At 61.2% G+C, this 13,533-nt stretch carries 6 protein-coding genes; all 6 read left to right on the plus strand.

All coding sequences use genetic code 11. The features are described from left to right. Positions 1 to 63 precede the first annotated feature (63 nt). The 6 genes from dnaE (at position 64) to PXH66_RS12800 (ending at position 13,522) form a co-directional block, all read left to right on the plus strand. Positions 64 to 3,705 (plus strand): DNA polymerase III subunit alpha, encoded by a 3,642-nt coding sequence (gene dnaE / locus PXH66_RS12775; protein WP_330928556.1) that lies wholly within the window; start codon positions 64 to 66, stop codon positions 3,703 to 3,705. A 903-nt stretch (positions 3,706 to 4,608) separates the two neighbouring features. Then, the gene (locus PXH66_RS12780) at positions 4,609 to 6,603 is read left to right on the plus strand and encodes a TonB-dependent receptor plug domain-containing protein (RefSeq protein ID WP_330928557.1); all 1,995 of its coding nucleotides are present in this window, start codon (positions 4,609 to 4,611) and stop codon (positions 6,601 to 6,603) included. Between the two features lie 182 nt (positions 6,604 to 6,785). Further along, complete coding sequence (locus PXH66_RS12785) at positions 6,786 to 7,367, plus strand: YfiR family protein (protein ID WP_330928558.1); 582 nt, start codon at positions 6,786 to 6,788, stop codon at positions 7,365 to 7,367. After that, positions 7,364 to 9,046: an ATP-binding protein gene (locus PXH66_RS12790; RefSeq protein WP_330928559.1), complete on the plus strand. Its 1,683-nt coding sequence runs from the start codon at positions 7,364 to 7,366 to the stop codon at positions 9,044 to 9,046. Before PXH66_RS12785 ends, PXH66_RS12790 begins: the two co-directional genes overlap by 4 nt. 13 nt (positions 9,047 to 9,059) lie before the next feature. Continuing rightward, positions 9,060 to 11,216 carry an ATP-binding protein gene (locus PXH66_RS12795; protein WP_330928560.1) on the plus strand — a complete coding sequence of 719 codons (2,157 nt, stop codon included), beginning with the start codon at positions 9,060 to 9,062 and terminating at the stop codon, positions 11,214 to 11,216. 269 nt (positions 11,217 to 11,485) lie between these two features. Beyond that, positions 11,486 to 13,522, plus strand: a complete 2,037-nt coding sequence (locus PXH66_RS12800) for a TonB-dependent receptor plug domain-containing protein (protein ID WP_330928561.1) — start codon at positions 11,486 to 11,488, stop codon at positions 13,520 to 13,522. Positions 13,523 to 13,533 lie beyond the last annotated feature (11 nt).

Below are 13,533 nucleotides of genomic sequence, written 5' to 3' on the forward strand. Positions count from 1 at the left end.
AAAGCGCCGCTCCGAGCCACTTCTTCCTTCTTACTTAGCCCTTCTTACTTTCACATCAATCCCGTGCCTGCCGATCCGAGTTTTGCCCACCTTCACGTTCATACCGACTACAGCCTGCTCGACGGCGCCTGCCGGATAGACCGGCTCATGGGTCGGGCCACCGAACTGGGCATGACGGCTCTCGCCCTCACCGACCACGGTAACCTCTTCGGTGCCATTCAGTTCTACAACGCGGCCAAGAACGCCGGCATCAAGCCCCTCATCGGCTGCGAACTCTACATGACCACCGGCTCGCGGTTGGAGAAGAAGGGCCGCGCCGAGGACGGAAAAAGCTATTACCACCTCGGTCTCCTCGCCAAAAACCTCACCGGCTACCAGAATCTGCTCAAGCTGGTCTCCGACTCCCATCTGCGTGGTTTCTACTACAAACCGCGCACCGATATGGAAACATTGGCCCAATATTCCGAAGGGCTCATCGGTTTCACCGGCTGTCTGGCGTCCCTCGTGCCCCAGCATCTTATGCACGATCGCGAACAGGATGCCCGGGAGGCGTGCGCCCGTTTCGTCGACATCTTCGGCCGCGAAAATTACTTCGTCGAGATCCAGGACCATGGCATTCCGGAGCAAAAGAAGATCATCCCCGGCCTGCTCAAGCTCGGCGAAGAGTTCAATCTCAAGGTCATCGCCACCAACGACGTTCACTACGTCAACCAGTCCGATTCCGTGCCGCACGATGCCATGCTGTGCATCCAGACAGGATCCAAGATCGCCGACGAGAACCGCATGCGGTTCACCGGCTCCGAGTTCTATCTCAAATCCCGCGCCGAGATGGAAAAGGTCTTTGGCGAGGTGCCGGAATCCATCATCAACACGCAAGCGGTCGCCGAGATGTGCGAACTGGCGATTCCCTTCCCCAAGGGTTCGGAACGTTACCCGAAGTATCCGCTGCCTCCGGAAATCGAATCCAAGCAATCCCCCGGTGAGTTCCTGCACCAACTCTGCGTCGAGGGCCTGAAGGACCGCTACGACGTTGATTTCGACGCGATCGCGGCCGAACCCGAGGTCGCCGCCAAACTCGATCTGCTCAACAACCGGCCCGAGGGCGAAAAACCCCAACCGCCCGACTACACCGGGTTGGACTTGCCGCGCGAGCTCATCGTCCGCCTCGGCTACGAACTCTCGATTATCAACGTCACCGGGTTCATCGACTACTTCCTCGTCGTCTGGGACTTCATTCACTGGGCCAAGAAAAAGGACATTCCCGTCGGCCCCGGCCGTGGTTCCGGTGCGGGTTGCCTCGTGGCCTACCTGCTCGAAATCACCAACGTCGACCCGATGCGGTTCGGCCTGCTGTTCGAACGTTTTCTCAATCCCGAGCGCGTGTCCCCGCCCGACTTCGATATCGACTTCTGCATGCGACGTCGCGTCGAGGTCATCGACTACGTGCGCGAGAAATACGGCAAGGACTGCGTCGCCAACATCATCACCTACGGCACCCTTGGCGCCAAAATGGTGCTGCGCGACGTGTCCCGCGTAAACGACCTGCCCTTCGCCGAGGCCGATCGCCTGGCCAAGATGATCCCCGACGAGCTCAACATCTCCCTGGAGGACGCCATCGAAAAATCGGCCGAGTTGCGCAACGAGATCGACCGCAATCCCGTCGCCAAAAAAATCGTCGGCGCCGCCCGCGTGCTCGAGGGCATGGTGCGCAACACCGGCAAACACGCCGCCGGTATCATCATCACCGATCAGCCGCTGGAAAACTTCGTGCCGCTCACGCTTCAGGAAGGCGATGTCACCGTGCAGTTCTCCATGAAGGCCGTCGACAAGCTCGGCCTGCTCAAAATGGATTTCCTCGGGCTCAAAACGCTCACCGTCATCTCGGATGCGGTCGCCAATGTCCGCCGCACCCACGATCCCAAGTTCTCCATCGAAGAGATCTCGCTCGAAGATCCCACGACCTACGAATTGCTCAATGCCGGTAAAACTGTGGGCGTGTTCCAGCTCGAATCGCCGGGCATGCAAAACGCTTCGCGTCAGGTCGGCATCTCCACCGTCGATGACATCAACGCGATTTCCGCGCTCTACCGTCCGGGTCCGATGCAGTATATCCCCGCCTACGCCCGGGGTAAAAACGACCCGAGCTCCATCAGTTACCCGCACGCGCTCCTCGAGCCCGTGTTGAAGGAAACGTTCGGCATCATCGTCTACCAGGAACAGGTGATGGAGTGCGCCCGCGTCATCGCCGGTTACAGTCTCGGTGGTGCCGACATGCTCCGCCGGGCCATGGGTAAGAAGGACGCCGAGGCCATGGCTCGGGAACGCGAAAAATTCATCGCGGGAGCCAAAACCAAACACGACATCTCGGCCAACAAGGCCAACGAGATCTTCGACATCCTCAACAAGTTCGCCGAATACGGCTTCAACAAGTCGCACTCGGCGGCCTACGCCATCGTCGCCTACCAAACCGCGTATTTGAAAGCCAACTACCCGGTGGAATTCATGGCCGCCGTGCTCACGGCCGATCTGGGCAATGCCGAAAAGGTTTCCCACTTCATCGACGAAACCCTTGCCATGGGCATCGAGGTGCAGGGCCCCGACGTGAACGAATCACGCGAGAACTTCGCCCCCGTCGCGGGCGGCGGCAAAATCCGCTTCGGCCTCGCCGGGATCAAGGGCGTCGGCGAAGCCGCCTCGCTCAAGATCATCGAAGAACGTGAAACCAACGGTCCCTTCGAAGACTTCGATGACTTCATCACCCGCGTCGACAGCAAGGCCGCCAACAAGCGCGTGCTCGAACACCTCGTCAAAACGGGCGCGTTCGACTTCGCCGGCGAACCCCGCAAGAGCATTTACGAACGCATCGATGGCGCCATGGCCAACGCCGTCGCTCAAGCCCGCGACCGCGCCGCCGGCCAAAACAACTTCCTCGACATGCTGGCCGAACCCGAGCCCGCCCCGCGCGCCGCGGCCGTCAAATCGAAGCGCTATTCGCCGGATGAAGTGGGAGATTTCTCGTCGGCGGAAAAATTGGCCTTCGAAAAAGAGCTGCTTGGATTCTACGTGTCCGGTCACCCGATGAACACCTATGTCGGTCTCGCCGACGCCCTCGACACCTTCGACATCGACGAACTGCTCGACCAGGACGACCGCACCAACTTCCGCATCTGTGGCATCGCCGGTGGCCTCCAAAAGAAATTGGCCAAAAAGGACAACCGCCCGTGGGTCGCGTTCACCCTCGCGACCAAAAAGGCCTCCGTCGCCCTCAACATGTTTGCCGACGCCTACGAGGAATACGGCGAAGTTCTCGGCGAAAATGTGCCCGTGGTCATCCTGGGCTCGATCATGGTCCGCGACGACGGAGCCCGCGTGAACGTCAAGGAAGCCTACCCCCTCGCCAACTACGTCGCCGCCAACGTGAAACGCGTGACCTGGCTCCTGCACCCTGACCACCGGGACAACGCCGATTTCATGGAACAGCTGCGCCCCATTTTGGATGCCCAGTCCGGTTCGACCAATACCAGCTTTGGCTTCCTCGGCGAAGACCGCGCGATTGCCGTGGCTGACGTTTCCACCGCCCTCAGCTGGAAACTCAGCGGCGAGATATTCCAAATCCTACGCCAACACCCCGCCGTCGCCGGCGTGCAGATCGAAACCTCCCCCCTCGAAGTCAAAGAGACCCGACGCTGGGGTAAACGCCGCTAAGGAGTGTCTTAGTCCGCCGCCCTCTTTTCCAGAATCAGGGGCCGTTCTTACTCAGTATAAACGCACTGAAATATCATAGAGGTTGACGACTAGGGTATTTACCCCATTTTAGAGGGATGTCATTACCTGCTTTCGCCCCTCAAGCCCCTTCCAAGCACGTCACTCGCCCCCGCTCGAACGATCTTCAGTCCATTAAATGCGATGAAAGCATCGAGCACTATGATGGCCGCGACGCTGGCTCACGCTCATCTGGAGCCCACCCCCGTGCGGCCCTGCGCAACTTCATCGCCCAAGTTCGCCACGAAGAGTCGCAGAATCGAGCCTTGGCAAAGTCACGCCAAGCCAAGCCGGACCTGAAAAAACGCTTCAAAAACCGTCTCCGTAAGATCGCCGCATTTTACGTCACCCGAGCGAGTTAATCACTCGCCGGCCTCGGGCAGCTGATATGGGAATGCCGCGCGGGACTCCCACCGGGCGTCCGCGTCTCCGACCATGGGCAACTCGTCCCGACGACAGCTCCAATAGGTGCCTTCGTCTCCCCCCCCCGCAAAGGTTCCCTAAAGCACGATGAAGAAGTGCCGACAAGTAGGGTGAATGCACGGCCATCCTCACCACTCATGGTCCACCCGGCACCAAAGCCGTCCGCATCCGACCGCCGACACGACCGCACCACTTTTCTTCCCTCGCCGACCCGCCAAACCAGCTCCCTCCCATGACCGACTTCGCCTCATCAACCCCGATCGTCGGATGACATCCGTCGAATTGAATTCTTCGGTCCGGTCTCTGCAGCCTTCGCGCAACGCGCGGCGTTCAGCTCGAGTAAAGCCACCAACCTCCAACCTCTGCGATAGCACGGCTCGCTGCCATCGATTCCGTTTCGGACGGCTTTGGGCTCGTTGTTCATTGGCACTGGCGACGGCCATCGGCACCGCGCAATTGACGGCGCAGGATCCCGCGGCGGATGCATTCGATTTCGCCAAGCTCAGCTTGGAAGAGCTGCTGGGGTTGCACATCAACAGCGTCTCGCGTCGCCCCGAAAGAGTATTTGATGCCGCCGCCGCCGTCCACGTGGTGACGTCCGAAGACATCGAACGCATTGTCGCGTTCGACCTGCCCGAAGCCCTCCGCCTGGCCCCCGGTATTCAAGTCGCCCAAATCGATGCGAGCAATTACGCGGTGACCGCCCGCGGTTTCAATGACGTCTATGCCAACAAGCTGCTGATGATGACGGACGGCCGCACCCTGTATACCAAACTGTTTTCCGGCACGCTCTGGAATCATGCTCCCGTTTTCATGCCCGACATCGACCGCATTGAGGTGGTCCGGGGCCCGGGCGCGACCCTGTGGGGCGCAAACGCCGTCAACGGCGTGATCAACGCGGTAACGAAAGACGCCCACGACACGTTGGGCGGACTCTTCTCCGTCGCCATCGGCGACAACCTGAAGGCGGCGGCCAACGTCCGCTACGGTTGGATCACGTCCGAACACAGTGCGACTCGCGTCTACGCCAGCTACCTTGAGGCGGGAAATCTCGGCGCCGTGGACGACGACGACATCGGGGGATGGGACCGTAAGTTCGTGGGGGCGCGCCACGACTGGCACGGTGAAAACGGCCGGTCGCTCATGATCACGGCCGAGGCTCGCGAACTCAACTCTTCCAATATCATCTCCCGCCTTTCCGTGCTGCCTCCCTACGAGGTTCCGATTCGCAATGATGTTTCAACCGAAGCCGCCCTGCTCCTCGGTCGCTGGACCCAGTCGCTGGGCTCCACCGGGGAATGGAGCACCCAAGCCTACATCGAGCGCGTCATACACGAGCAGGGACTGGTTGCCACCGCGTTCACCGTCATGGACATCGACTCGCAATACCAATTCGAGACCAACTCCGACGATGAGTGGGTATTCGGATTCAACGCCCATCGCGAATCCGACAACGTGAAATCGACGAACGAGTATGTCTTTTCACCCGCCATCGAATCCACGGATTTGGTCAGCGCATTTGCCCAATTTTCCCATCATTTCGGCGACGAATTCAAACTCACCCTCGGGTCCAAGTTCGAGCACCACAGCTACACCGACTGGGAGATTCAGCCGGGAGTGCGCTGGGCCTGGACCCCCACCACCGAGCAAACCATCTGGGGATCGGTCGCCCGCGCCGCCCGCACGCCCTCCCGGGCCGAGCGCGGCAGCAGTCTCTCGGCGGCCATCATCCCGCCGAACCCTCGGTCCCCCCTGCCCACCAAGGCGTTGCTCAGCGGAAACGCAGACTTTGAATCCGAATACCTCACCGCCTACGAGCTGGGTTACCGGATGCAGGTCACGCCGGAATTTTCGGTGGATCTGGCCCTCTTCGTAAACGACTACACCGGACTGCGTAACACCAAGGCTCCGATCGTTTATCCGGTTTTCACCCCGATCCCGCACATTGTCGCCGACGCGCAGGTCGCCAACGGCGTGAGCGGCACGACCCACGGCGGCGAAATCAACATCCGCTGGACTCCCTCCGACCAGCTCACCTTCGACGCTTCCTATTCCGCCATCGAATTTGATCTCGAGGACGCCATGGCGCCCGGAGTGCACACCGCTTCGATCGCGATTCATCAGGACTATACACCGTCCTACGAAACGAAGCTGCGGGGGGCGTGGCGGGTGACACCGTCCCTCACCTTCGACGCGTTCCTGAGCAATCGCGGAGGCATGCCCATCGCTTCGATTCCCGCCTATACCAACCTCGAACTGAGGTTGGCCTGGTCTCCGCGCATCGGACAGCGTTGGGAAATCGTGGGGCAAAACCTCCTCGATCCGCACCACGCGGAGTTCCCCTTCAGCAGCACCTTCGGCGGCGAGGTTCGGGAAATTGATCGTGCCGTTTTCCTGAAATTCACCAGTCGGTTCTGACGGATAATACGGATGCCACACGGGGTTCCCAACACGAACGCGATCAGATCCGGACACGTGGTCGCAAGTAGCCGCCGCCACCGGTTGAAATCGGTCCGGGACGGTTTGGCGGCAGCGACATGCGCGGCAACCCCCGCGACGTATTCCCGCGTGAACCGGTCAGGCCCGGCGTGAGAAAGCCCATGCCGAATTTTCCGAGATTCCGGCCCCGACTCGCGTATCCGTTTCGACGTTACGGCCGGGCGCTGGCGATCTTCACCCTCCTGAGCGCGGGCATCTCATCGAGCAACCCCGGTTTCGCGCAGTCGGTGGAATACCGCGTCAAAGCCGCGTTTATCTTCAATTTCGCCCGCTTTGTCGAATGGCCGCCTTCGGCCTCGAATCAGCACACCCCCATTGACCTCGCCATCTGGGCCCCCGACGAACCCTACGAGGTGATCGCCGCCGCCCTCGCCGACAAGGTGGTGGGAAAACGAAAAGTGCGGGTCGGGCGTTTCAATCCGGACGGCCCGATGCCCCACATCCTGTTCGTCCACGACGCCCAGGAGCCCATCCCGCAAGGTTTGCAACGGCGATTGGTCGCCGCCCATGTGCTGGTGGTCGGTCAATCGACGGATTTCGCCGCGAAATACGGGATCATCGGTCTCGTTCCCCGGGGTGATTCGCTTCGCTTTCAAATCAATCTCCATGCGGCCGAACGCTCCGGTCTGCGTCTCAGCGGGCAACTCGCCCGGCTGGCGGAAATCGTGAAGGACCAACCATGACCTCCTCGCCCGCCACCCTGGAAAACCGCATGCGCGCCGTGTCGATGCGCTCGAAGATACTGTGGGTTGTCGTCGCGACCTGCAGCGCGGGCATCATCCTCGCGGGCCTGGCGCTGTTCGCCCACCAAGCCCTCACCCTGCGCACCCAGTTCCGCAGCCAGATGACCGCCCTCACCCGGGTGGTGGCGGATTTCGCCGTCGCCCCCACCACGTTCGGCGACGAGCGCGGCATCCGGGAAGCCATGACGGTGCTGGAAAGCCGTCCTGACGTATTGGCTGCCCAACTACGGTCGGTCGACAACGCCCTGTTGATGGAATTCGGTGACCCGAACATCATCGCGGCCTTCCCCGCCGCCCCCCTGGAGAATTCCGCCTTCGTCGGCTGGAACCTCCGCGTGAACGAACCTCTCCTCGCCCAAACCGACCAAGTCGGCCACCTGGTCATGGTCGCCACGTTTCGACCCACGTTTTGGGAGGCGGTGCAAAATTTTGCCCCGGCGCTGGTGCTCACCATCCTCGGCGTGCTCAGTCTCGTCGGTCCATTCGTGTGGATGTTGGCGGGCTGGTTGATTTCGGGCCTCAAACGCCTCGCCGCCAGCGCGGACCGCATCGCCTCGACCGCCGACTATTCGGTGCGCGCGGAGGTGGGGGGCAAGGATGAGGTCGGCCACCTTACCGCCACCTTCAACGCCATGCTCAACCGCCTCCAAGAGTCGGACCAATCCCTGCGCACGTCCAACCAAGCCCTCAGCCACGAGATCAAGGAACGCAGTCGCCTGGAGAAAGCCCTGCTGGAATCCTCGCGTCTCGCCGGCATGGCCGAGGTCGCCACCGGCGTGCTGCACAATGTGGGCAACGTGCTGACCAGTATCAACGTCGCCGCCCAGTTGGCCCGGGAACACCTCGATCAATCCCGGCTATCTGCCCTGGGCCGGGTGGCGCACCTGCTCGAACCCTACGAAAACGATCCGCAACGGTTTTACCGCGAACACCCCAAGGCCAATCTCCTGCCGAGGCTGCTGCGTCAACTCCACGGTCAACTCGAAACCGAACGACACGAGGTGCGACGCGAGATCACCACGCTCAACCAAAACATCGAGCACGTGAAGGAGATCGTGACTTCCCAGCAGAACTTCGCGTCCAACGCCGGGTTTTCCGAAAAACTCGTCGCCGCCGAACTCGTCGAGGAGGCCCTGCAAATCCAGTTCTCTTCCCTCGCCCGCCATCACATCGTGGTGGAGCGAAAACTGACCACCGAGGTCACATTCATCTCCGACCGGCACGCCGTTTTGCAGATTTTGGTCAACCTGGTCAGCAACGCCGTGCATGCCTTGAAATCCATGCCTCCCGCCGATCGCCGCATGATTGTCGGAATCGAGACCACGGCACAAGCGCTGCACTTCTACGTGCGCGACTTCGGCAAAGGCATCGAGCCCGCCAATCTTACCCGCGTCTTTCAACATGGTTTCACCACCCGCAAGGACGGCCATGGCTTCGGGCTGCACAGCGGGGCAAATTCCGCCCGCCAAATGGGCGGCCAACTGCTCGCGGAAAGCGACGGTCCCGGCCGCGGGGCGACCTTCACCCTGCTTCTGCCCATTTCCGGTGCGGCGCCCTTGCTACCGTCCCGGATTACCACCAAAACACAGACCGTGAGCCCCGCCCCGCGTCTCGCATGACCTCCCCGTCACCATGACCAGTCAACCCTCTCGAATTCTCGTCGTCGACGACACTCCGAATATTCATGGTGATTTTCGCAAGATCCTGACTCCCAAGCGCCCGTCCCCCGCGGACGAAACCGACCTCGAAGCCGAGTTTTTCGACGAAGTAGCGGATGAACTGCCTTCGCATCGCCAGTTTGCCATCACCAGTGCGTATCAGGGGCAGGAGGCTTTGTTGGCCGTCAAGGAGAGCATCGAGGCATCCGACCCGTTTCAAGTCGCGTTCGTCGACATGCGCATGCCTCCCGGTTGGGACGGTCTCGAAACCATTCGGCATATCTGGGCGGTCGACCCCAACATCCAGGTGGTGATCTGCACCGCCTATTCCGACTACACGTGGAAGAACCTGCACGATGAGCTGGGGCCGTCCGACAGCTTGATCATTCTCAAGAAGCCGTTCGACAACATCGAGGTCGTCCAACTCGCCCACGCCCTCACCCGCAAGTGGGAGCTCGATCGGGAGCATCGGAACAAAGTCGAGGTGCTGGGCAAGACGGTGAAGTTCCGCACCGGCCAACTGCAGGCCGCCCGGGACCGGTTTGCCGAAGCATTCAACGCCAGCCCCCTGGCCCAGTGTATCCAATCTTTAACTACTGGCGAGGTGCTCGAAGTCAACGCCGCCTACGTCAGCTGCCTCGGGCTGCACGGGGAGGAAGTCGTCGGACGGACGCCCGAGTCATTCAGCGAACACGTCAGCCCGCGCGCCTGGCGACGATTGATGCGAAAACTGGCGCGGGGAGAAACCATCGCCGACCAGTTGGGCCGGTTCACCCGGCCGGACGGAGAGCACCGGGAGTTTCGCATCTTCGCCCGTCGCATTGTCATTCAAAAAGAGCCGCACTGCCTCTGGGTCATGCAGGACACGACCGACCGCACCATGCTGGAACGCCAGCTTCAGCAGGCCCAGAAAATGGAGGCCATTGGTCAGCTGGCCGCCGGCGTCGCCCATGATTTCAACAACATCATGACGGTGATGCAGGGCTTCACGCAGGTGAACCTCGCCCATCCCGATCTGCCGCCCGACCTCCGTCAAAACCTCGAACACGTCAACGACGCCGGCACCCAGGCCGCCGCCCTCACCCGGCAGCTGCTCCTCTTCAGCCGCAAGCAGGTCACCCAAGAACGTCTGCTCGCTCCCGCCGATGTGGTGCGCGACCTCGAGCCCCTGCTGCGTCGGCTGCTGGGCAGCGGTTTCGAACTTCAACTTCAACTCGAAAACGTTGATGCCCAGGTGCGGGCCGACCGCGCCAATCTCGAACAAATCCTCATGAACCTGGTGGGCAACGCCCGCGACGCTCTCGGGCAGCACGGCCACATCGAGGTTAAAGTCTGCACCGTTTCCGTTTCGGCCGATGACACCGCCCGGGTGACCGACGCCAGCGAGGGCCAGTTTGTGCGCATCGATGTGAGCGATGACGGACCGGGCATCCCCCCCAATGTTCTGCCCCGCATCTTTGATCCGTTTTTCACCACCAAACCCGTCGGCGAGGGCACCGGGTTGGGGCTCGCCACATGCTACGGCATCGCCCGCCAACACGGTGGCTGGATTGAAGTCAAAACGACTCCCGGACGCGGCACCATCTTCCAGGTGTTTCTCCCGGTCGAGCAAACCGGCGGTTCCAAGGTAAGCGCGACACTCGAAGAGCAAAACGGCCTGACCAACACCACGCACCTGCGGGGCACGGAACGCATTCTCATTGCGGAGGACGACGCCGTGGTGACCGAACTCATCGGCAGTGTCCTGCGACGGCACGGTTACGCCACCACCTGCGTCGACAACGGCCCCGCGGCACTGCGCGCCTGGGATGAGATGGGTGGGTTTGACATGGTCTTCTCCGACATGGTCATGCCCAAGGGCATGAACGGCGCCGAGCTCGCGACCGAGATCCTGAAAACCGCCCCCGATGTCCCCATCGTGCTGGCCACCGGATACAGTGAAGCGCTGTTGCAGGAGGTCGCTTCTCCCGAGTTGCTGGAGCACTGTGTTTTACTGCTCAAACCCTACGACATGGGCAAACTCCTGCGCATCGTCCGACAGGTGTTTGACGCCAAAAAATCGGGCATCCCCTGGGTGGTTCGCAAAACCTCTTCCACCGCGCACCCATTCCCCTTTAGCGAGAAATCTTAAGCGGATAAAAGGAGAGCATTGACGTGACTGGCGAGATCGGCCGATTCGTCTTTCTTACGCGTTACTACGGACACGAATGCCGCAGTATTACATGCATGGGGAGAACCCCCTGCAATTGACATGATCCCCAGGTGCAATTTCGCTGCACTTGGATGTAATGCTCTGCCGCCCACGTCATCCGCTCAGCGGCCCTATGCTTTCCTCCCTCCCCTGCAGAAATCAAATCTCGGTGTATTCGCCAACGCATCGTGTTCTCTGAAGATCAATCCATGAACGTTTCTCCCGCCAATCGGCCCCACCGCATTCGGCACCGCCTGTCCCGTCTGGCGGTTTGCTTCGTGCTGGCCCCGTTGGTGGCGCTCGCCCAACTCACCGATTTCACTGCGTTCAGCTTGGAGGAGTTGTCCCTGGTGCGCATTTCCACCCTCGGTCGTAAACAGACTGCCCTGCACGATACCCCCGCCGCTGTCTACATCGTGACCGGCGACGATATTCACCGCACCGCCGCGCTCGATTTCGCCGATGCCCTCCGCATGGTTCCCGGGCTGCAGGTTGCCCGGATCAATTCGTTCGACTACGCCATCACGATGCGGGGGTTCAACGACTCCACGTCGAACAAACTCCTCGTGCAGATGGATGGCCGTTCGCTCTACAGCACAACGGCCAGCGGCACCTATTGGAACTACCATGAACTCATCATGGAGGATATCGAACGCATCGAGGTCCTGCGGGGACCCGGAGCCTCACTGTGGGGCGCCAACGCCATGAACGGCGTGATCAACATCGTGTCCAAGGACTCCCAACACACCCTCGGCTCCATGGTCGCCGTGGCGATGGGGGATGAACTGGACACTTCAGTGGCGGTCCGCCATGGCTGGCAAGCCGCCGAGGACGTGACGGCACGGCTCTACGCCAAGTATCAGCAGCATGACTCCTATGGCGTGAACACCGGTCCGGCCGCCGACGGTTGGAACAACCAGCTGGTCGGCACCCGGGTTGACTGGAACAAAGCCGGCGCCGGCGAGCTCACCGTCATCGGCGAGTGGCGCCAAACGGAATTGTCCAACCGCACCCTCCTGCCTGCTTTCGTGCCCCCCTACGCCACCCTCGTGCCCGACGAGAAACGGGTCACCGGCGGCAATTTTTCCGCTCATTACGAACAGCCCGTCTGGGACGAAGGCGTGCTTTCGCTGCTCGGAACCTACGAAAGCTATCGATCGTCCGAGGTGACCTCCGAGGAGCGCCGCGACACCTTCAGCTTCGACCTGCAACTTACCCTGCCACTCGGCGAAAAACACGAGATCATCGCCGGCGCGACCTATCGTGAGGACCGCGACGACCTTATGGGCAGCGAATGGATCACCTTCTCGCCCGAGTCAGCCACCACCCGTTTCACCGGGGTGTTCCTGCAGGACGAAATCGAGTTGGTGCCACACCGGCTGCGACTCACGGCGGGCGCAAAAATGGAACGCAATTCCTTTTCCGGATGGGAGTTTCAACCCTCGCTGCGCGCCATCTGGACGCCGTCGGAAATCCATCGGTTCTGGGCGGGCATTTCCCACGCGGCCCGCACCCCCACCCGCACCGAACGCGGCGTGGACTGGCTCGCCGCGGTGGTGCCGCCATCGGCTATCGTCCCGTATCCGGTTGCTCTATACGCAGCCGGCGGGCGCACCTTCGACTCCGAACACGTGGATGCATTCGAACTCGGCTACCGGTTTCAACCCAGCGTGAGACTCGCCTTCGAGGTCTCCCTGTTTCACAACGAATATCAAAAACTTCGGGGGTTGGAGGAGCGGCCGGTTCAATTCCTGCCGACGCCCGCGCCCCACCTCGGCTACGAATTCGCCGCCAACAACCTCATCGAGGGTGCCACCAAGGGCGGGGAGCTTTCCGTCCGCTGGGAACCCAACTCCCAATGGATCCTGGATGGCTCCGTCGCGCTGCTCGACTACGATCTCGTATCGCTGTCCCCGGTGCCGGGCTACATCGATCCGACCATTTCAGGCCTGGAGGGTTCGAGCCCCCGTCATGAGACCAAACTTCGCATCGGCTGGATGCCCCATGACCAATGGTCGTTTGATCTCATGGCTCGTTATGTCGACGGCCTCGAGGAGCACTCCACCCCGGCCTATGGCACGGTGGATGTGCGGATAGCCTGGCATCCGCATCCCGATTGGGAATTCGAACTCGTGGGTCGGGATATCAACGATGATCAACACGCCGAGTCGGGGGGCTTTTTCATCCAAACCGCTGCGCAGCAGATCTCTCGCAGCGCATTTTTGCGGGTCACTTTTCGTCGCTAACTCCCGGGAAT

The sequence above is a fragment of the Synoicihabitans lomoniglobus genome (assembly GCF_029023725.1).
Lineage (GTDB): Bacteria > Verrucomicrobiota > Verrucomicrobiia > Opitutales > Opitutaceae > Actomonas > Actomonas lomonigloba.